We start from the raw sequence: 19,738 nt of genomic DNA on the forward strand, positions 1-19,738 counted from the left end.
GTGAACATCGTGACGGAAGCGATGCGGCGGGACCTGCCGGCGTCGTGCCCACTCAGTCGGTTTCGGATGTCTGTCTAGGGCGGGTGGAGTGGACCTTGTGCCAGTGCTCGGCCGAGCGGACCAGGTCGTCGATGACGTAGCGCTCGGTGCGGCTGTGGGGGTCGCGCTCGCGCTTGATGAGTGCCTGGTTCTCCAGGTAGTTGATGGCCTTGGAGACGGAGGCGGGACTGACCCGCAGGCGTCGCACGAGGTCCGCAGAGGTGAGGCCGCCGCTGTCGGTGGTGAACAGCGCGGCGAGCACCTTGGCCATCATCTGCGGGAGCCCGGCCTGCATCATCAGCTCCACGCTCTGCACGCTCACCTCGTCCACGATCCGCGGATGGCGCCCGCCGAAGCCTTAAGCCCTTTCTGCTCAGGGGGCTGTGCACCTTCGTTCATGGCGCTATGCGCCAGCGTTGCTGGTCGGCGGGGAGTGCTCCGCAGGGGCGGGCCTCGACCACCTGGAGGTGCCCCGTGTCGTTCGGAGTCAGGTCGGACATGCACCACTTGTTGTCCTTGCTGACCAGCTGCACAAAACCGTCCGCCCCGTCGATGGGCTGGATCGACCACTTCTGACTGCTGGCCATCTGCCCGTCCGTGAGGCTTGACTCGCCACCCGAGGGCTCCCACATCTGCACCTTGTCCCCCTCCCTCTTGCTGTCCGCGACAAGCTTCGGCTCGGTCGAAGAGGTGAGGGCGAACTCGTCCTGCGGCAGCGGCCGGACGTACCACTTCTGATCCCATGTGGGCTGGTCCGGGCTGTCGGGCGCCGCATAGACGTAGAGATCCCCGAAAGGCCACTGATCCGCCGTTGTCGTCAGGTACATGCCGAGGCCGGACTGGATGCGAACCGGTTTCGTCGGGTCGTACGTGGGCTTCTTCGGACCGCCACCGCCGCCGCCCCCTCCGGAACCGCCGCCCTCCGGCTTCGGCTTGGGCGCCGGCGGCGCGGGGGCCGACGGCGGCGGGGACGGCTGCGTCGACGGGGACGGCGGCGCGGACGGCAACGGGCTCTGCGAACCCTGTGGCAGCGGCACCTGCTTGGCCGGCGCCTGCTCCGCCGCCTGGCTCTTGACGCCGGTGTCGTGCCGGAGCCAGATCATCACGAACGCGACGAGCAGCGCCAGCAGGATCGAACCCACCGCCAGGACCCAGCGCGGGAACACCGACTGCTGAAGATAGGTGCCGCGCAGCTCCTGCGGGGCCGCGTCACCCGACCTCAACACCGAGACGGTGAAAGGATGTTGACGCGTCCCGCCGAACCAGGTCACGTTCACGGCCGTGAGCGCCACCTCGGCGAACCCGGCCCGGCCGGGATCGACCCGCACCGCGGTCGGGTTGGCCTCGACATTGGCCGCGTCCCCGTTGTCACGGGTGGAGAACGACGCCGTCAGCGGCTGATTGCCCAGGTTGTCGACGGCCAGGCGCCCACGCGCGCGACGCCGGCCCCGCACCGAACGCGGAACCAGTTCCGCCCGCATCTCCGCGAACGGACCGATCGTGAGACGGCCCTCGACGACATCCGCCTCATACGGACGCTCACGCGGCTCCACCCGGATACCGAACACACTCGGCCCGGCGACGGCGTCCGAGGTACGCGGCGGCGCGAACGTGATGTCGGCAGTGCCCTCCGCCCCGGGATACAGCCGCAACGCGGCCGGCTCGACCCGCGCCCACCCGGCCGCCTCACCGACCGGCGTAAGCCGGTACTCCTCGACGGTGTCCCCCGTATTACGCACCCGCAGCCTGACGACGGCGCTGTCACCGGGGGCGACGGTGGTGGCGGGGGGCTCCAGGGCAGTCCACATACTCATCCAATTCACGCAGGGCCTTCTTCGGGTATGCCGGTCCTGCTGGTCGCTGAGCTACTGTCAATGGGTGGTCGCGGAAGACCACTTGTGCGTTGGCCAGCCGGCCTGAAGTGTGTTCCTGGCCCAACCCGCTCCCCCTGCACACGTCGCTTTGCAGATCATGGCCATGGAGTCGGCGTGCTGTGGATGCTTGCCTCGTGGGCCGCCGGTGACGAGCGGACCGACGCCACAGGTTTCCCGGTTGGTCATGTGTGTGTGGGGGGGGGAAGACCTGCACGTCGGTGCAGGCGACCTTGATACCGCCGCCCACAGACCAGTCGAGCGTGACAGTGCGAGTCTTGCCGGGAAACGTGACCAGGGCATTTCGGGCCGCGTTAGGCTCTGGCCGCAGTTGTCGAGGCTTTGAGCGAGGTCGAAGATCACGGCCTCGCCAGGCTTCAGGATGGTGAGGCGCAGCTGAGCGTGACCGCGCCCGATGGACTCGGGAGTGGCTGGCATCCTCTGCCGAAAAAGGCGGAGACAGGAACGCCTTCGCAATGGTCATTGGGCATGAAAGGCCCTCTGCTAGACGGTAGTTGAGCGCGGACACCGCAGTTCGTTCGGCCTTGCTCGATCAGCATGAACCGGCTGCGTGCCGGGACAACAGGGGCGTCGTCAGCCCACGACACTGTTGTCACCGTCCAGTGACATGACCACGCCGCCCGGCACCTGCCCGTAGAGCTTTGGTGTAGCCGAAGAGGGAGGATCCGGAGTCGTACTCGTGCACTTGCCTTGTCTCGCACTGCGAATGGCACCCCTGCCTTTCACCTCGAACCGGTGGAACAGAGGAGGGTCGACGTGCTCGCGGACTACGTGACGGTATCCGCCGCGGCTGAGGCGGCAGCGATGAAGTGCGGTTTGCCTCAAGGGAGTTCGGGATCTGTGGAGCCCATCAACCTTCGGTTCGCCAGCGCCCCCAAAGAAGCGTGCTGTGTTGACGACGGCGGGATCGTTCGCGGGCAATTTCGGTGGGAGCGGGTCGGCCACGGGCAGGGCTCCGGCATGCTCTGGCTGGAACGCGATCAAAGCCATCAGCTGAATCCTGGCAATGAGCCACTATGGGCCGGCCCCTCAGATCTGGCGCGCGAGGACAGAGATGCAGCGGTTGCTGGCGAAGGGAATCGCCGAGGCACAGTCCTTGGAGGCCGATCTGAGCCCCTTTTGACGGGCCCCGGCGGCGTGCTGGTGAGCTCGGACAATCGTGGAGTCGACCGAGACGACCCAGTAGAGGTCGCCTTCAGCGTCGGCCTGGGCGAGGAGGGCAGTGAAGACCTTCTCCCAGGTGCCATCAGCGGCCCACTTCCGCAGCCGGTTGTGGGCGCCCTTCCACGACCCGAAGTGTTCGGGCAGATCCATCTACGGCGTCCCGGTCCGGTACTTGAACGCGATCGCGTCGATCACCTGCCGGCGATCCCGCCGCCGGCCACCCCGTCGAGGGGGCCTGTCTGGCAGCAACGGCTCGATGCGTGCCCACTGGGCGTCAGTCAACGACACACCCAGACCAGCGATCAGGTAATCCGCAGGCTACTGCTCAACCTTCTTGGCGCTGTTGACGCTCGCGAAGTCGCCGCACGTGCCTGGCGTACTGGCCAGCCCGCGACCTCTGAGCACGATCGATCGAGAGAATTTGGGGATCCGCCGCGCGCTCGTACAAGTCGACCTCGAAGGGGTCTGCGTCAACCTCGACAAGCCGTGCCAACACGTCCCGATCCTGCACAGCAGTCGGACGCGCGCGAACCTCGTCCCTCCACACCTGACCGCTCGCTTCGGCTTCGTCCACCTCGCAAATATAGATGCGGGCAGGCCGTTTGCTGACTCCTTTGAACCAAGATCCGAAAGAGACAGCCTAGTGGGACAAGCCTCGCCGGGTCCGAGCGAAACGACTCAGATCACAGCCAGCCGTTGGTTTCCGCGATCCGGGCAGCCTCGGCCCGGGTGCGAGCCTGCGTCTTGCCGATCGCCGACGACAGGTGGTTGCGTACGGTGCCCCGGGACAGCCGGAGCGCTTCGGCGATGTCGGCCACGGTGCCACCCCCGGCGGCGGCGCACAGTACGTCGGCCTCGCGTCGGGTCAGCGGGCTGGCGCCGCCGGCCAGGGCTTCCGCGGCGAGGGCCGGATCCACGAATCGCAGGCCGGCGTGGACGCGGCGGATCGCGTCGACCAGCTGTTCCGGCGGGGAGTCCTTCACGACGTATCCGGCGGCACCTGCGGTCATTGCCCGGGCGAGGTAGCCGGGCCGGCTGAAAGTGGTGCAGATGATGGTGCGGCAGCCGGGCAGGGCCTGCTGGAGATCGGCGGCGACGCTCAGGCCGTCCTGGCCGGGCATCTGCACGTCAAGCAGCGCGATGTCGGGCGCGGTCCGCCTCGCGGCGGCCAGCACCTCGGTGCCGGTGCCGACTTCAGCGACCACGTCGAGATCGGGTTCGAGCCGGAGCATGGCCGCGAGAGCACCACGTACGAGTGCCTGGTCGTCAGCCAGCAGGACACGGATCACGTCGGGCCGGCTTCGTAGGAGACGGAGGAGTGGGTCGCCGGGGCCGGTCCGCGGGCGAGGACGCGAAACCCGCCGCCGGGGGCGGCCCCGTGTTCGAGGGTGCCCGACACGGCGGCCAGCCGTTCGGTAAGACCGTTGAGCCCGTTCCCGGCGTACGCCCCGCTGTGGGAGCTGCCGTTGTCGGTGACCTCGACCCAGTCGGGCCCGACGTGGACGGTGCACAGTTCGGCGTCGGAGTGACGCAGCACGTTCGTGACCGCCTCTCGCACCACGTAGCCGAACACCTCCCGCAGTGCGGGGTGCACGGCGTCGGTCGCGGCGGGCAGTTCGGCCCGCACTCCGGCGGCACGCAGCGCCAGGCGGGCGCCGGCCAGCTCGCTGTCCAGCGACAGGGTGCGGTAGTCCGAGATGGTTGCCCGCACGTCGGACAGCGCGGTGCGCGCCATGGTCTCCAGCTCCGTGACGTGACCGACGGCGAGGGCCACGTCCCCGGAGGACTCCAGGATGCGCCGGGTCAGCCCCAGTTTGACCGTCATCGCGGAGAGGGTGTGGCCGAGGACATCGTGCATGTCCCGGGCGACCCGTTCCCGCTCCTGGTGCACGGCAAGCCTTCTGACCTGCTCGCGCGCGGCCCGCAGATGACCGATCGTGAAGTTGAGCGCAAAGACCGTTCCGAGTGCCGCGGTCACGCCGACGAGGACGGCCACCTGCCCCCAGGCCACCTCGCCTTGAGCGAAACGCATCCAGACGATCTGCCCCGCCACCGTGCCGAGACCGAGCAGCAGAGCACGACGCAGCGGCAGCAGCATGAGCCCGATCGAGAGGGCGAAGGTCAGGTCGGTCAGGTAGGACGGCGAGGCGAGAAGCACGGCCGGTGCCGCCCCGAGCAGAAATACTGCGGCCACGATGGCGACGCGCCCCTGGCGCAGCACCGTCGGCCCGTACCACGACGCCACGACACAGCTGATGCCGTAGCAGGCGAGCAGACCGATCACGAGGAAGGTGAGCGGGCCGGAGCCGGTGTGCCGCGCGATGCCCACGGCCCGTGCGATCAGGGCGAGGGAGGCCGACGCCATGGCCACGGCGACGACCACGCGGCCCCGAGCCCGGCCGGAGGCATCGCCCGACGGGTCATTCAAAAAACTCCAGTCCGGCCACTGGTCGACGGAGAACTCGTCCGGTTCACGTGACGCCACGTCGGCCAGCGTACCCGGGGACGGTAGCCCGGGCATGCATGACAAATGGCATGGGTCCGGCGGGCGGGCCGGTGGTGGGATGAGGTCATGTTGCACGCGAAGAGGAGCAATCCGCCGAGCCAGAAGTACGAGGTCGCCGAGGACGGCCGCGCGCTGACGACGTTCTCGTTGCGCAGAGGCCGCATCGGTGCGCGCTTCACCCTGAACGGGTTCGACTATCTCGTCCGCACGCATCGTTTCAGCGGTTCCTGCGAACTGCTCGGCGCCGACGGGACAGCCGTCGCGGCCACGGACCGGATACGCCGAAGCTGGCGCATGACGTGCTCCGGGCGGGTCATCCCGTTCTCCCGGTCCGCGGCGGCAGGCCGGGAGTACACCATGCTCGACGGCGATGGCGAGCCTGTCGGCACCATCCGCCGCACCGGACATCTCCACTCCGAGGCGACCGCCGACCTGCCGGACCTGGATCCCGCACTCCAGGTCTTCGCGCTCGTCGTCGTGCTGCTGCACAGGCGGCGCAAGCGCGCATCGGCGGCCGTGCGTGCAGCCTCCCTCTCGGGTGGCTGACGCCAGGTCGGAGCGTGCCCCCAATCCACTGCCCCGGCAAAGCGAGGGAGCGACTATGCGCAGGATCTGGCCGACGGTGCTCGCCATCATGATGGCCGCGGCGGCGGTGACCTCGTGCACACCGCGGACGACCACAGCGGACACGCCGTCCCGGCCATCGCTGGGGTGGAGCCGGTGCCCCGGCCCGGCGCAGGCGGCGCTGGAGTGCGCGAAGCTCGCGGTGCCGCTGGACTACCGCCACCCACAGGGGCGGACGATCGATGTCGAGGTATCCCGTCTGCCGAGTGGAAAGCCGGCTGAGAAGCGCGGCGTGCTCCTGCTCAACCCCGGGGGCCCCGGCCTGCCCGGGCTCCACGTGCCCGTCCTGATGAACCTGCCCCAGAAGGTACGCGACCGCTACGACGTGATCGGGTTCGACCCACGCGGTGTCGGCCTCAGCACCCCTCTGACCTGCGGCTTCACCAGGCCCCAAGGTGAGGCGGCGGTTAACCCGCCCGACCCGGGCAGCGCGGCCGGCGTATCGAGGCAGGCCGCGGCCGCGAAGAGCATTGCGGCACAGTGCACCACGGCGAGGACCGCGAACCTGCTGCCGTACATCACCACCGCGAACACCGCGCGGGACATGGACCGGATCCGAGAGGCCCTGGGCGTGCCGAAGATCTCGTACTACGGCGAGTCATACGGCACCTACCTCGGCGCCGTGTACACCACCCTCTTCCCCGGCCGCGGAGACCGCGTCGTGCTCGACAGCAGCCTGCCGCCCGAGGGCTACGACGTCGAGGCCCTGCGCGGCCAAGGCGCGGGCTTCGAGACGCGCTTCCCCGATTTCGCGGAGTTCGCCGCTGCCGCACACGGGCGGTACCGCCTGGGCAGCACCCCGGCCGCGGTGCGCGAGATGTACTTCCGCCTCGCCGCGCGCCTCGACGACAAGCCCGTGCGGGGATACGACGGCACGACGTTCCGGGTCATCACCGCAGCGATGATCCGCGCGGACAGTGACCTCGCCGGCCTCGCCGCCATCTGGCACGCCCTGGACACGAACCAGCCGCCGCCAGGCTCCGCCGACTCCGGCAGGGGTGCATACAGCGACAACTACCCCGCCGCCTACCTCGGGGTGATCTGCGGTGACTCACGCTGGCCGACCGACCTCGCGACCTATCGGCACAACGTCACGGTCGACCGCGTGCGGCACCCGATGTACGGCGCGTTCACCGCCAACATCCGGCCATGTGCTTTCTGGCCCGCCCCCGCAGAGCCGAAGGTGAGGATCACCGAGCGGGGGCCCTCCGATGTGCTCATGGTGCAAAACCTCCGCGATCCGGCGACCCCGCTATCCGGGGCGCTCCGCACGCGTCGGGCTCTCGGCGAACGGACCCGGATGGTCACGATCGACCAGGGCGGTCACGTGGCCTACCTGTCGGGCGCGAACGCCTGCGGGAACGATGCCGTGAACGACTATCTGGTCACTGGGAAGCGACCCGCACACGACACGTACTGCCCCCGAGAGCCCGCAGGCAATTGATCGTCGGTTCACGAAAAATGCTTCGCTGAGGTAAACACCTTTGATATGGAGGCCCGTTACAGCAGTAGCCCACACCTCGCGGCTGCCGATGGGCAATTCACCAGGTCAGCGGGCTGCGTGCCCCGGCTTGTTGACGGTCTTGGCTGCGGGTCTGGGTCAACGCCTGGACAGCCGACCTCAGCACCCGCCGCCTCGCCGTGGCCTACCACAACCCCGATCAATTCGACTTCGACCGCGGTCAACAGGGGCGCGAGAAGCAACCACGAGAAGCCCGACCGGCTTCGAACCCATGCCTGGGTTCGAAGAGGCTCCTCCGGGCCCGGCAGGGCGACCTGCCCGGGTCCATCGCGGGTCGTCGTCGAAGGCGACGTAGCTGTGGGTGCCGGTGAGGGTGAGGAGGCATTCGGGCACCGACTGCAGCGGGCCGCGCAGGATGAGGTGGGTGCCGCGGTGACGTAGTTGGAGCTGGGCGCTCATCGGCGTGTGCAGGACGGAGGAGTCGGCCCAGACCAGGCCCCGCAGGTTCAGGATCACGATGGTCTCGTGCGCGCATCCCACCAAGCCATCGACCAGCCGCCCGCTGCCGCGCGTGGTGGGTCACTCGTTCGTGCGGCGCGTGTCGTACGGTCGTGTGGGGGACGACTGGTAGGGCAGCCAAAAGGCGTGAGCGTCCGGTGCAGGACGCCATGCCGGTGACGTGGGCGACGGCCAACGTGAACGGCTCCTCGAGCTCCTGCGAGGCGCGAGCAGGTGCGATGTTTCTGATGGTCGTCGAGGACGCCCACCCCGTCATCGACGGCACCGCTGGGTGCGACGTACTGCTGTGCTCCTCCGAACCCTAGCCGGACACGGGCGTGAGGTGCTCATCCGCCCACTCGGCGAAGGTGGTGACCGGGATGCCCAACTCCCGTGCGAATTCGGGCCGGGCGGGCTGGAGGACGGCGTTGTTCCACTCGTGCCCGGCTCCCCACGCCGGCATGCCCGCGTCGAGGGCCTCTTCCAGACTCATGGAGGGCGCGGTCACGGGCACGCCCCAGGCGGCGGACAAGATGTGCGCGATCTGCTCCATCGTGCGCAGGTCACCGGCCAGTTCTAGTTCCACCTGGTGGAACCGGTCAGGGTCTCGAAGGGCATGTGCGGCAGCCCTGCCGATGTCCCGTGTCGCCACCAGGGCCAGTTCAGTGTTCGGTTTCAATACCGTCAGCAGTCCGCCGCCGGGCCCCCTCGGCGCCAGCAGAGGCAGATTCTCCATGAAGAAGGCGGGCTTGATCACCGTCCAGCGGGCAAAGCCCGCACCACGTACCGCCTCCATGATCGCCTGCTTGGTATGGAAGTAGTCCGCCATCGCCGCCCAGCGGTTCTCGGACCAGCCGGGGACCCGGGTGTGCTCGCCGACTCCACTGGTCGAGGACTGCACGAATTGCCGTACTCCCCCAGCCTTCGCCGCGTCCACCAGGTTGGTGGCCTGGGCGAGCTCGCCCGCGAAGTCAACGCCGGTCTCGGTCATCGGCGGCATCTGCACCGAGAACACCGCGCGGACTCCCTCGACCGCCGGGCCGAGGGAGGCCCGGTCGGACAGATCCGCCCGCACCAGCTCGGCGCCCAGCGCCTCAATCGCCTGGGCGGGCTCCGACCGCGGATCGCGTACGAGTGCACGTATGGGCACCCCAGCGGCCAAGAGTGCGCGGGCCGTGGCCCCGCCTTGCTGGCCGGTGGCTCCGGTGACCAGGACGGTATCGCTGTCGATGGGCATGGTTGCTGCTCCTCATGGACCGGAGTGAACAAAATGGCGGGGCCCGCCGTTTTGCGTGCCGCTAAGATATGGCGGGGCCCGCCGTTTAGCAATGAGGAGATCATGACTGGCCAGCGCTCGGACGCCCGACGCAACTACCAGCGCATCCTCGCCGTAGCCGAAGCCGAGGTCGCCGCGTACGGCGCCGAGGCATCCCAGGAGCAGATCGCCCGCACCGCGGGCGTCGGTTCGGCGACCGTGCGCCGTCACTTCCCCACCCGCCGTGCCCTGCTCGAAGCCGTCTTTCAGGAGCGCATCGAGGGCCTATGCGAGCGCGCCCACACGCTGAGTGCGACCGAGGACGGCCGAACTGCCCTCCTGGAGTGGCTCCACGCCCTCGTCCTGTACGCCGTCTCAGCCCGCGGCTTCGCCAACACCCTCAGCTACGAGCCCCCCACGGAGGAGACCTCGCCGCACTCCTGTGGCAACAGAATCGCAGCGGCCGGAACTCCCCTGCTCCAGCAGGCCATTCGCGACAAGGCGGTTGCACCGCACGTCACCTTTCACGACCTGCTGACCCTCGCCGTCGGCATCGCTTTGGCCACCGAGCACCACAAAGACCCCGAGACCCAGGCCGACCGCCTCTTCCGCCTCGCCGTAGAAGGGCTCAGCCCTGAGCACGGCATCGCCGACGCATCTGGGAAGTCAGCATCATCACTGATGACAGAAGGTCTGCCGAAGGGGCACGTGTGACAAGCGGGATGCCTTATCGGTGACAGCCAACGTGCCTCGACCCACCCTCTCCGCCAGCTCATCCGGCGTCGCCGGTGACAACTCCTGAGCTTCGGCTCACGGCCATCGACCGAGACACAAGCCCGCTGCTCGACGCCGATCACGACGCCGTCCGGATTGCCGACACCCCGCGCCGCAGCCCGCACATCACCTTCGTCGCCCCGGGGGGGGGCGGCGAGACCGTCTCCTTCCGCGACGCCGACGGCACCGGCTTCGAACTGTCCCTCACCACCGTGGAGCCGGACCCCGGCAGTGAGCGAGTGGCCTACGCCTGGGACGCCTTGGCCGCCGCGATCGGCGACCACCGGCACTTCATCCGCGCCGTCCTCGAACAGCCGTCCTACGGACCGCTCGACCTCAACACCATCACCGAGCTCACCCGCACCGGCAACGAGCACACCCTCACGCTGACCGCCGGCCACCGCCCCGCCGACGACCAGGACCACTCCACCCCGGCCGCCGACCGGCTCCTCGTCAGCGCCCGAGCCACCCGGAGCGCGCCACGGCCGAACTCCTCAACTCCGCGGCCGCCACCGGGGACAAGCAGGACCTCCCCCTGCGCGAGCACGGCCCAGGCAGTCGCCCGGGCCTGCGGACCCGGTAAGGGGGTCTGGCCCATGTCCGCATCCACGGCCACCCGGCGCGCGTACGGTGAGGTGACGACCCGCCGGGAGGATCAGATGAGCGCGCAGCCCGAGGGTCAGATGAGGTCACTGGGCGCCTCGTAGCGACTCACGCGCTCTGCTCCAGCCCTGCCGCCGGGCAGATACCGGGCGCACCCGATCCGGCGGGTCCAGCGCGATCCCGTCGCACGGCGACGGCCGCGGTCGCCATGGCCTGGTAGGTGCGGGCGCTGACGTGTTCCAGGTCGTCCTCGGGCGTGGTGTGCGCCCACAAGGTGTCGAGGGCTTCGGCGGCTTCGGTCGGGGAGTCAGGGATGGCGCCCGGACGGTGATCAAGACTGACGTAGACGCTGTCCATCAGGGGGTCAGCCCCACTGGAACTCATCCAGGTGCAGTCGAGCCGCGGACGTGGCCGGAGCGGCGGCGCAGGGAGCGGCAGCGGTGGGAGCAGCAGCGACGGTGGCGGTGGCGGCCGAAAACAGCAGGGTGACGGCGGTGAGGGCGGCAACCGCGGTGACGACGGCAAAGGACAGGCGGATCATGGTCGTTGTCCTTCAAGGGGCGAGGGAACGGGACATGGGCCGGTTCGGCGTTCCGCGGTGGCGCTCGGTCCGTTCGCCGCTGCGGGTGTTCCCCGGTGGCGATGGCTCAGGCTTCGCCGAGTGGTGGCATCGGTAGGACTTCCGCCTGTCGCCAAAACGCCAGGCGGGATCCCGACAGGGCAACAGACCCCGCCCTTCGCTCCAGCCCGGATCGTCTCGGGGCACACCTGCACAACTGAGCCAAAGCACCGTAGTTGTCACCAGCGGAGAGGGATGAACTAGCGATTCGGACCGATCGAATCAGTCTGATGGTCACCAACAAGGCTGCGGCAATAACCTGCGGCGCAGCCCGCCGAGTTCGTATTGTTCCGCCTATGGCGTGGACTTCGTTGGTCCCATTGGTTGCCACGGTGCTCGGGGCCTTGATAGCCGTCGGCGCCGGCGTGGTCGGAGAGCGGGTCCGATGGCACCGTAATATCCATGATCGCGAACACGAGGCACTGCGGATGATCTGTGCCAACTACCTGAGCGCGGTCTCACAGGCCGGCGAGCAGATCTGGCAGGCCAGTCGAGCGGGTCTGGACACAACTGCAGCCCGACGCCGGGCAGCCCACGCCGCGCTTGGCGATCACGATGTCTTCCCGCAACGCTTCCAAGTGGCGCTCTCAGCGCCACAAACGGTTGTCGACCTTGCTGACGCAACCAGCCTCCGACTCATCGCCTGGGCCGACATCGTCATCGCCGGAAGAACTCACGAGCACCCGGAGTGCGACGCAGCCCGTTGTGCCTTCAACGAGACGCGCAAGACGCTGATCGAGTCCATGCGCATGGTGTTGTTGCGGGACGTGAGCTGACGAGACCAACCTCCGTGCATCCCAGGCCCCGAACGCGTCCGTCGCGATCCGGTGACCACCGAGGTGACCTGACGGCCCCTGGCCTGGTTGGCCCTGTGAAATCCGACGGACGTCCACCTCGCCGGCACCTACACCGCGACGATCTCCAAGGTCGCCCGCCACTACAAGGACCTCATCCCGTGAACACACCCGTGGACACCACCTTGCTGGACGCCCTGACACACCAAGCCGCCGCCGACGGCATCACCAAACACGTCGTCGGTGCCGTCATCACCGACCACGACGGCCTGATCCTCCTGTTGCACCGGACCGCCGACGACTACCTCGGCGGCCTGTGGGAGCTCCCCTCCGGCGGCGTCGCCCCCGGCGAAAACCTGCTCGACGCCCTGCACCGGGAAGTCAGGGAAGAAACCGGGCTGACGATCACGAACGTCGGCGGCTATCTCGGTCACTTCGACTACCTGTCGAAGAGCGGCAAGAAGACCCGCCAGTTCAACTTCACCGCGACCACCACGGACGACCAGGTCACACTCACCGAGCACGACGCGCATCTGTGGGCCGACCGAGCCGGCCAGGGAAAGACCAGCAGCGCCGTGCAGACCGTACTGGCCGCCTGCCACGGACGCACCTCCTGAGCTTGTCCCTTAAGGAACAAGCTCAGGATCCAGGGCGCGCGGGTGTTGTTGGCTGCCTGCGCAGCCAACTGATCCCAACCCCTTGGCCGCTTCGCCGGTGGCGAAGCAGTGGGCCGCACCCGGACCCGATCGGCCCGATCCGCCCGATCCGCTGTGATCGCGTGGAGCCAGAGCGGCGCCGTTGTGAGCGGACACGCCGTGCGCCAGGATGTCTTCCCATGAGTGAGATCTCCGATCTGGTCACCCTCCTCCGACTCGAACCGCACCCGGAGGGCGGGTGGTTCCGTGAGACGTGGCGGACCGGACCCAGCGCCGTTCCGGAGGGATACCCCGGGCCGCGCTCCTTCGCGACCGGCATCTACTACCTTCTGCATCCCGGCGAGATGTCCCGCTGGCATCGGGTGCGTTCGGACGAACTGTGGCTGTGGCACCGGGGCGGGCCGCTGACGCTCCGCCTCGGCGGGACCTCGGCCACCGCCGCGGAGGAGTCCGCCATGGTGCTCGGGCCGGACGTGGCGTCCGGAGCACGTCCTCAGCTCCTGGTGCCGGGCGGCACCTGGCAGTCCGCGGAACCGGCCGGCGACGAGCCGGTGCTCGTGTCGTGCGTCGTGGCCCCCGGCTTCGACGTCGAGGACTTCCACATGCCGTGAGGCCCGTGCGCGCGGCCACCGTGAGCGGTGCGTGGGCCGGGCTCCGGGCGCGTCGGGCTCACCCGGTCCCGGGCGGGGGGTCAGTCGGCAGGCGACTCGAGCGGTCGGTCGGTGGGAATCAGGTCGGGCGGGCGGGCGGTCAGCGCAGGTGCACCGACACCACGGCCGACGCGTGCTGGTGAACCGGCTGCTGGTCGTGCTCGCTGATCAGGCCGTACAGGACCGCACGAAATCGCAGGTCGCCAGCAAGCTCCGCCTCCGTGGGGGGATTTGACCGGCCGGGCGGAGACGGTTCGGTTGCGAGCTACCTGGAGGTCACACCTGTGCGACAGGGCATGACAACACACGATCGGGGGTCCACGGCTCATCAATTCTCCTGATGGGGTGTCCAGTTGGTGGGACTGCCTCGAGACAACCCCACGTGACCGCGCCAGCGCTGTACGCCCGGGTACCAATGACGACAACCCCACGCGGCCTCCATGCGCGTCTCACCGCCCTTTACGGTTGTGGACACCGTGCGAACTGGCTGAAACGAGACGCTGCCACCGCCGGTACTTACGTCTGTGCTTCTGCTGCCGGTGGTCCACCAGGACGCTGTGCACGTCGGACATGAAGCAGCAGGAGACGCTACTGCGTGCCAGCTCGTAGACGACCCGTTGGGCTCCCCAACGCGGGGGCTGCTGGCAAAGCTGACAGATCCGAACCTCAACGTCCGCCGGAAGCCAGGGCTGGCTCGTCCTCGGTGGGCGTTATCGCGCCGAGCGGCACCTGACCGCAATGGCCTGCTCCGCACGGCCGATCGGTCCGCTGGTCATGTTCCAGTCCCGCAGGGGGAAGCGGAGGCGGCTGTCGTGGATGCAAGGGTGCGGGCGCCGTGCACGACGAGGCTGAGCCGTCGGGTTCTTGGTGATCTCACTGGACGGTTTTCATAGCGGTAAACGTGCAGACGGGTGGCCGCATACGCTCTCCGTCCCGCTGCATCACCGAGCGCGGTTCTGCAGAATCGAGTTCGGCCCGTGACCAGGGGCCACCTCAACGCGTTCCTGATGAAAGAAGTAATGATCAAGGAATGGAAGGTGACGGAATGTCGGACTCTGCGAAGCGGCGTATCTTCACGATGCTGGATGCCGATGGAGATGGCGTGATCACCCATGGCGAGTACCTCGCCCGGGTCGAGCGGGCGGCTGCGGCCTGCGGCCGTGACCCGCAGGACCCCCTGGTCGGCGCCGCCCGCTCGGCCCATGAGGAGGTGTTCCGGCAGATGGACGCGAACGGGGACGGGGCCGTCACCCTTGAGGAATACAGCGGCTGGGCCGGGCACGACGCCTTTGAGGAATCCTGCAGGCCTGCCCTCGGCTCCCTTTTCGACCTCGCCGACCTCGACGGCGACGGGCGCCTCACCCGTGACGAGTTCACCCTGTTGCGGACAGCTACTGGGAACAGCGCGGAGGGCGCGGCAGCCGCGTTCACCGCCCTCGACCCCGACAGTGCCGGCGCTGTCCACCGCACCGTCTACCTGGCCGCGATCCATGACTACCTCACCACAGGCGCCTCCCCCATGGCCGAGGCCTATCCCCACCACCACACGACCCCGGCGCCCACCCTCACCCGCTGAAGAATCCGGCACGACCACAGGACGTCCGCGCGCTCCTCGAACCCGCCGGGGAGCGACCGAAGATGACCGTCGCCCACAAATTCACTCCGCAGCCCGCACCGCACCGACTCCGCGCGCCGCATTCCGATCCGGGGACCGGAGAGGTCCATGTCCGTACCCGTGGTGGACCGGGCCCGGACGGGCAACGACACCCACCGACGACGGAGACAGTCCGGCGCGCCGGCCGAGCAGCACGAGCCTCGCAGTAGTAGGTCTGTCGACGAGTCATGAAGAGCCGTCCCGTCCCAGCATCCTCCGGAGAGTAGAAGCTCCGCAGAAGGTGGGCCGGATGTCGGCGTACCCGTGAACGTTCGTACGCCGACACCAAAGCCCCGTTTCGTGAACAAAGCCGCCCTCAGACCTCGCTGCTGGCAGGCTGCATCTGTTGCCTCTCTGCCAGAGCACCGCCGATGGAAGGGTCCGACCATGCCGCACATCTCGCTGTCCGACGGTTCTCAGAAGTACTTCAAGGACTGGGGCGCCGGCCGGCCTGTCGTGTTCTCCCATGGCTGGCCGCTGAACGCCGACGCATGGGAGACCCAGGCTGTCGCCGTCGCCTCAGCCGGTTTCCGTGCCATCACGCACGACCGGCGCGGCCACGGCCGGTCCACCCAGACGTGGGACGGCAACCACATGGACCAGTACGCCGACGACCTCGCCGAGCTCCTCGACCAGCTCGACCTGACAGACGCCGTTCTGGTCGGCCATTCCACCGGCGGTGGCGAAGTCGCCCGCTATCTTGGCCGCCACGGAGCCTCCCGCGTGAGCAAAGCCGTCCTGCTCGGTGCCGTCCCGCCCCTCATGCTCAAGACCGGAAGCAACCCCGAGGGCACCCCGATCGAGGCCTTCGACGACATCCGTGCCGGCGTCGCCGCGGACCGCTCGCAGTTCTACTACGACCTCAGCGAGGCCTTCTACGGCTTCAACCGCCCTGGGGCAACCGTCTCCGAAGGCAAGCGGCGCGAATTCTGGCTCCAGGGCATGCAAGTCGGCCTCAATGCGGCCCTCGATTGTGTCAAGGCCTTCTCGGAAACCGACTTCACCGAGGATCTCAAGAAGATCGACATCCCGGTCTTCCTCGCCCACGGCGACGACGACCAGATCGTCCCCATCGCCGCCGCTTCCGAGAAGAGCATCCACTTGCTCGCCCAGGGCACCCTCAAGGTCTACCCAGGCGCACCCCACGGTCTCGTAGGCGCATACGAGACCGAATTCACCACCGACCTGCTCGACTTCATCACCAGCTGAGCCGGCCAGCGGGGCTGGCCAGCCCCGCACAGCGACCGTCAAATTCCTGACCCTGTGACCGGCCTGCTCCAGAACGGCGGCTCGGATGCAGCCCCTCCCTACCCTTGGGCGGCCATGCGCCACTGGGGACGGCCCTGGCGGCGTCATGGCCGAGGCGGGGCGAGAGCCCGGTGTGGTCCCAGTTTCCGGCTCGGCTCTCCTGGGGGAGGTTCAGGCTCAGACAGCTCCAAGCCGTGATCACACCAGGCACGGCGAGATCATCTCTCGGCAGGACGGCTGAGGCAGCCGGGCGAACTGCCACCAGGTGCTGTGCTGTTCTCAGCGGACCTTGGAGATCGCGTGCACTGTGCGGCTCCGGTCGCTTCGAGGGTCTCTACCGCCGGGGACCGGCTGCCGTGGTGACCGGGCAGAACTCCTCCAGCAGATCGGGGCTTGTCCAAGTGTGCGGAAGGCTTCGTCGACGTCGTCGCGGATCTCTCAGCGCACCTGTGGTCATGGACACCAACCGTTTCGGAAGGCGAAAGGAGCCAACAGGGACAGTTTTCGAGGGGGTCAGGACGGCGCTCTGTCCCCTGCATCCGGGCTTGCAGGGGTGATCCGTCCTGACGATCAGTGCATGACATGCTGCACCGGTGCTCCTGAACGATCTTTCCAGCAGGGTCGACTTGCGCCCGGTGCGCTATCAGTTCGGCCCTGTCCGGGGCAACGCGTACGACGACAACTGGCTGGTCATCGCCGGTACGGTGAGGACTCCCGCGGGGAGTTGGTACTTCGCCGGCCGGTGTCTGCTCGCCGATGAGGCCCGCCAGCTGCCCTCGTGGCTACGCGCGGTGGCCGCGGGAACAGTGGACGTCACCGCACCCGGTGCGGAGGGCGAATTGCCGCCGGACGCATGGTTCATCGAGCCGGCCGTGGCTTTCAGCCTCGCCGACGGAAGCGAAGCCGGGACGGCGGTGATCCGCGTTCATCTGTCCCTGGCGGCAGCACCCCCCTGGCAACAGGATGATGACGGAGCCGGCGTCCATCAGCACGTCGTGGAGATCGGCCTGGACGCCGCAACGCTGGCTGCTGCACGCGGCGGACGAGTGGGACCTCTCCCTGGCTTCCTTCCCACCGCGCTGATCGCTCGCCGGGTGCTCGCCTGGAGTTGGTTCTTTCATGGTGGGGCCGGATACGTGCCGCGCAGGGAGGGGTCGTTCGTTCCAGCGGCTACAGGGCGACCGCGATGACCAGTGCGTATCCGCCGAGCGCATTGCCCAATACCGACGGCCGTGCGAGCAAGCTGGAAGAATCGCGCAGCAGCACCGAGCATCCCGGCGGCGGCATCCAGTGGCCGGGGCTCGATACGGGCCGGTTTCGTCGTTGGGGTCACGAATCCGAAGAGCGCCGTGTTCCTCACCGCCGTACTACCTCAGTTCGTCGACCAGGAGGCAGGTCACGTCAGCGCCCAGATGCTGATTCTCGGCTTGACTGGTGCCCTGCTGGCTCTGATCTCCGATGGCCTGTGGGGACTGACGGCCTCAGCCGCACGTACCTGGTTCGGTCGCTCTCCCCGACGGATGTCTCTGCTTGGCGGCTCCGGCGGGCTGGCCATGATCGGCCTGGGCGCATCGGTGGCTGTCGCAGGCCGCGCGGACTAGCGTCCTGCGCCGGAGATCCATTGCGAGTTGGGGTATGAGCGCCTCAGCGGGTGTGCCGGTGCCTCGTCGTGACCCGAAGTTGGAACCGCTGCTGTTGAAGCCCGATGAGCGTGTGGTGTTGGAGCGCTGGGCCCGCGGGCGTCAACTGCGCGGGCAGTGGCCATGAGGGCCCGCATCGTATTGGCACACGACGGTGCTGATGTGGCGCCCATTGTTGTGGTGGCGCACGAGTTGCACATCGCGGCGGACACGGTTCGCAAGTGGCGCCGCAGGTTCCTGGTCACCAGGCTGGACGGACTGGTGGACGAGCCCTGCCGTCACGCCGCCGGGCATCACACTCCGGCTCACCAACTGCCACCAGGCCCACGGCCCTGCCGCCTCAGAGGCGAGCGGCACGGAGGCCCTCCTCTCACCTCCACGTGACTCGCCCAGCCGCACGCACCACACACACTCGTGGGAGCGGCGAATCCGTCCAATACCTCGCTCAGCACTGCGTCCTGCCCAGCCCACGAACCCTGGGCTTCTTCGACTGCTCAGCCACCGCGTGCTCCCGCGTGGGCACCGTGGTGCCGTCCACGATCAACACCATGCCCTTCTGGAACCGCCGGCGCTGCTGCAGTGTCCGCGCCGGCCCGAGGCTGTCGACGATGCGGTCCGCTGCGGACTTCGACACCCCGAACAGCGGCGCGATCTGGCGCAGCGTCAGGTTGCTTCCCCAGTACGCGGCGACCAGCAGGACCCGGTCCTCCAGCGGCGGGCTCCAGGGCCGGCCCTCGCGAACCGAGTCCGCGTCCTCACGTCGCCATGGGGTGAGGAGCTTGCCGAACTGACGCCGACGACCCGGGCCCCTCGCAAGATCAGAGCCGTGACCGGCCCGGTGCTTCGCAGGAGGTCCGGCCCTCAACGCTCCCTCGACCGCGACCACGAGGTCGGCTCACGTTCGATCGACAAGCTCCATGATCGATGCGCAAACGGCCTTTTACAAACTTGCCGTTGCGCTGTAGGCATCGCTGGTGAACTGCCCGTTCCCAGTGCTGTCGAAGTATCCAAGAATCGCGCCCGATTTCCACTGGCCGGCCTGATAGGGCGCCACAACGGTCACGTAGCACGATGTGCAGTTGTGTTTGGTCGCATTGTTCTGGCTGACGCTGGATCCGTAGAAGTACAGGGCCGTTCCAAACGACAGTGTGGCCGCGTTGCTGTTGCAATAGGCCCAGACGGTGGATGTCACGCCGGCAGCGCCATGATACGGCTTGCCGGGGCTGACGGTGCAGGTGAGTACGGCCACGGAAGGCGTAGACCTGGTGACGGTCACGGTGCTTCCGCCTACCGTCATGGTCGCGCTGGTCTTACCGGCCGGCACGCTGATGGTAACCGCGGGGGCGGAGCCGGAGGCGGCAGACGGAGCCGCTTCAGCGCCGGGGGCGCCGATGAGTGCGCAGCCGGTCATCGAGGCCACACCGAACAGGCAGCCCAATATCTTAGTGCGCATGGAACCTCGATCCAGAGAGGAAAACTGACCACCGCGGTCAACCGCCGCAGCGCAGCCATGGATTGACGCAGAGCGGCCGAGCGCACCATGTGCCACTGAAAGCGCCAGCCGCAGGGCAAGCGTCCTGAGGAACAGAAGTTCGCGATCTTCACGGGCCGATCACGAGCTAGATTCTGCGGGATGGCATCCATGCCGCGCCGTGATGTT

At 68.2% G+C, this 19,738-nt stretch carries 21 protein-coding genes and 3 pseudogenes; 13 read left to right on the forward strand and 11 right to left on the reverse strand.

Annotated features, from left to right (window positions below):
* Positions 1-52: 52 nt before the first annotated feature.
* The 6 genes and pseudogenes from ACFYZA_RS30700 to ACFYZA_RS30725 form a co-directional block, all read right to left on the reverse strand.
* Positions 53-370: a MarR family transcriptional regulator gene (locus tag ACFYZA_RS30700; RefSeq protein ID WP_388493939.1), complete on the reverse strand. Its 318-nt coding sequence runs from the start codon at positions 368-370 to the stop codon at positions 53-55.
* A gap of 64 nt (positions 371-434) precedes the next feature.
* Complete coding sequence (locus tag ACFYZA_RS30705) at positions 435-1,853, reverse strand: hydrogenase expression protein (RefSeq protein ID WP_388493941.1); 1,419 nt, start codon at positions 1,851-1,853, stop codon at positions 435-437.
* A gap of 1,107 nt (positions 1,854-2,960) precedes the next feature.
* Positions 2,961-3,245, reverse strand: a complete 285-nt coding sequence (locus ACFYZA_RS30710; RefSeq protein ID WP_388493943.1) for a hypothetical protein — start codon at positions 3,243-3,245, stop codon at positions 2,961-2,963.
* A 29-nt stretch (positions 3,246-3,274) separates the two neighbouring features.
* Positions 3,275-3,401 (reverse strand): annotated as a pseudogene (locus ACFYZA_RS30715) (transposase); the annotation flags it as partial.
* 377 nt (positions 3,402-3,778) lie between these two features.
* Positions 3,779-4,384 (reverse strand): response regulator, encoded by a 606-nt coding sequence (locus tag ACFYZA_RS30720; protein ID WP_388493945.1) that lies wholly within the window; start codon positions 4,382-4,384, stop codon positions 3,779-3,781.
* The gene (locus ACFYZA_RS30725; protein WP_388493947.1) at positions 4,381-5,580 is read right to left on the reverse strand and encodes a sensor histidine kinase; all 1,200 of its coding nucleotides are present in this window, start codon (positions 5,578-5,580) and stop codon (positions 4,381-4,383) included. The genes ACFYZA_RS30720 and ACFYZA_RS30725 overlap by 4 nt, the downstream gene beginning before the upstream one ends.
* An 87-nt stretch (positions 5,581-5,667) precedes the next feature.
* On the opposite strand from ACFYZA_RS30725, the gene ACFYZA_RS30730 reads away from it, so the two are divergent.
* The 3 genes from ACFYZA_RS30730 (at position 5,668) to ACFYZA_RS30740 (ending at position 8,511) form a co-directional block, all read left to right on the forward strand.
* Positions 5,668-6,147 (forward strand): hypothetical protein, encoded by a 480-nt coding sequence (locus ACFYZA_RS30730; RefSeq protein WP_388493949.1) that lies wholly within the window; start codon positions 5,668-5,670, stop codon positions 6,145-6,147.
* Positions 6,148-6,202: 55 nt separating this feature from the next.
* Positions 6,203-7,669, forward strand: coding sequence for an alpha/beta hydrolase (locus ACFYZA_RS30735; protein WP_388493950.1), 1,467 nt, complete (start codon positions 6,203-6,205; stop codon positions 7,667-7,669).
* Positions 7,670-8,343: 674 nt separating this feature from the next.
* Positions 8,344-8,511 (forward strand): hypothetical protein, encoded by a 168-nt coding sequence (locus ACFYZA_RS30740; RefSeq protein ID WP_388493952.1) that lies wholly within the window; start codon positions 8,344-8,346, stop codon positions 8,509-8,511.
* On the opposite strand, the gene ACFYZA_RS30745 is transcribed toward ACFYZA_RS30740, so the two are convergent.
* Positions 8,508-9,422, reverse strand: a complete 915-nt coding sequence (locus ACFYZA_RS30745) for an NmrA/HSCARG family protein (protein WP_388493953.1) — start codon at positions 9,420-9,422, stop codon at positions 8,508-8,510. The two genes, ACFYZA_RS30740 and ACFYZA_RS30745, sit on opposite strands and share 4 nt — an antisense overlap.
* Before the next feature lie 102 nt (positions 9,423-9,524).
* On the opposite strand from ACFYZA_RS30745, the gene ACFYZA_RS30750 reads away from it, so the two are divergent.
* Together ACFYZA_RS30750 and ACFYZA_RS30755 are read left to right on the forward strand one after the other, a co-directional pair.
* Complete coding sequence (locus ACFYZA_RS30750; protein WP_388493955.1) at positions 9,525-10,154, forward strand: TetR/AcrR family transcriptional regulator; 630 nt, start codon at positions 9,525-9,527, stop codon at positions 10,152-10,154.
* A 74-nt stretch (positions 10,155-10,228) separates the two neighbouring features.
* Positions 10,229-10,921, forward strand: coding sequence for a hypothetical protein (locus ACFYZA_RS30755; RefSeq protein WP_388493957.1), 693 nt, complete (start codon positions 10,229-10,231; stop codon positions 10,919-10,921).
* Between the two features lie 4 nt (positions 10,922-10,925).
* On the opposite strand, the gene ACFYZA_RS30760 is transcribed toward ACFYZA_RS30755, so the two are convergent.
* Together ACFYZA_RS30760 and ACFYZA_RS30765 are read right to left on the reverse strand one after the other, a co-directional pair.
* A complete protein-coding gene (locus ACFYZA_RS30760; protein ID WP_388493959.1) occupies positions 10,926-11,174 on the reverse strand; it encodes a hypothetical protein in 249 nt (82 codons plus the stop codon).
* A 7-nt stretch (positions 11,175-11,181) separates the two neighbouring features.
* On the reverse strand, positions 11,182-11,358 hold the full coding sequence (locus ACFYZA_RS30765) for a hypothetical protein (RefSeq protein WP_388493961.1): 177 nt from the start codon (positions 11,356-11,358) through the stop codon (positions 11,182-11,184).
* 308 nt (positions 11,359-11,666) lie between these two features.
* Between ACFYZA_RS30765 and ACFYZA_RS30770 the strand changes: the two genes are divergently transcribed.
* From ACFYZA_RS30770 to ACFYZA_RS30805, 8 genes and pseudogenes are all read left to right on the forward strand, one after another.
* Entirely contained in the window at positions 11,667-12,212 is a 546-nt protein-coding gene (locus ACFYZA_RS30770) for a hypothetical protein (protein ID WP_388493963.1), read from the forward strand.
* 179 nt (positions 12,213-12,391) lie between these two features.
* Positions 12,392-12,847: an NUDIX hydrolase gene (locus ACFYZA_RS30775; protein ID WP_388493965.1), complete on the forward strand. Its 456-nt coding sequence runs from the start codon at positions 12,392-12,394 to the stop codon at positions 12,845-12,847.
* Positions 12,848-13,065: 218 nt separating this feature from the next.
* A complete protein-coding gene (locus ACFYZA_RS30780) occupies positions 13,066-13,497 on the forward strand; it encodes a cupin domain-containing protein (RefSeq protein ID WP_388493967.1) in 432 nt (143 codons plus the stop codon).
* Positions 13,498-14,581: 1,084 nt separating this feature from the next.
* On the forward strand, positions 14,582-15,112 hold the full coding sequence (locus ACFYZA_RS30785) for an EF-hand domain-containing protein (RefSeq protein ID WP_388493968.1): 531 nt from the start codon (positions 14,582-14,584) through the stop codon (positions 15,110-15,112).
* Positions 15,113-15,577: 465 nt separating this feature from the next.
* Positions 15,578-16,399 carry an alpha/beta fold hydrolase gene (locus tag ACFYZA_RS30790; RefSeq protein ID WP_388493970.1) on the forward strand — a complete coding sequence of 274 codons (822 nt, stop codon included), beginning with the start codon at positions 15,578-15,580 and terminating at the stop codon, positions 16,397-16,399.
* Positions 16,400-17,031: 632 nt separating this feature from the next.
* Positions 17,032-17,628: a hypothetical protein gene (locus tag ACFYZA_RS30795; protein ID WP_388493971.1), complete on the forward strand. Its 597-nt coding sequence runs from the start codon at positions 17,032-17,034 to the stop codon at positions 17,626-17,628.
* 39 nt (positions 17,629-17,667) lie between these two features.
* Positions 17,668-18,039 (forward strand): annotated as a pseudogene (locus ACFYZA_RS30800) (LysE family translocator); the annotation flags it as partial.
* A 162-nt stretch (positions 18,040-18,201) separates the two neighbouring features.
* Positions 18,202-18,462 (forward strand): helix-turn-helix domain-containing protein, encoded by a 261-nt coding sequence (locus ACFYZA_RS30805; protein WP_388493973.1) that lies wholly within the window; start codon positions 18,202-18,204, stop codon positions 18,460-18,462.
* A 91-nt stretch (positions 18,463-18,553) separates the two neighbouring features.
* Here ACFYZA_RS30805 and ACFYZA_RS30810 read toward each other — a convergent pair.
* Positions 18,554-18,871: pseudogene (locus tag ACFYZA_RS30810) on the reverse strand (transposase family protein); the annotation flags it as partial.
* A 147-nt stretch (positions 18,872-19,018) separates the two neighbouring features.
* Positions 19,019-19,531, reverse strand: coding sequence for a hypothetical protein (locus ACFYZA_RS30815; RefSeq protein ID WP_388493975.1), 513 nt, complete (start codon positions 19,529-19,531; stop codon positions 19,019-19,021).
* Positions 19,532-19,738: the final 207 nt, after the last annotated feature.

It is taken from the genome of Streptomyces sp. NPDC001828, from assembly GCF_042892175.1.
Lineage (GTDB): Bacteria > Actinomycetota > Actinomycetes > Streptomycetales > Streptomycetaceae > Streptomyces.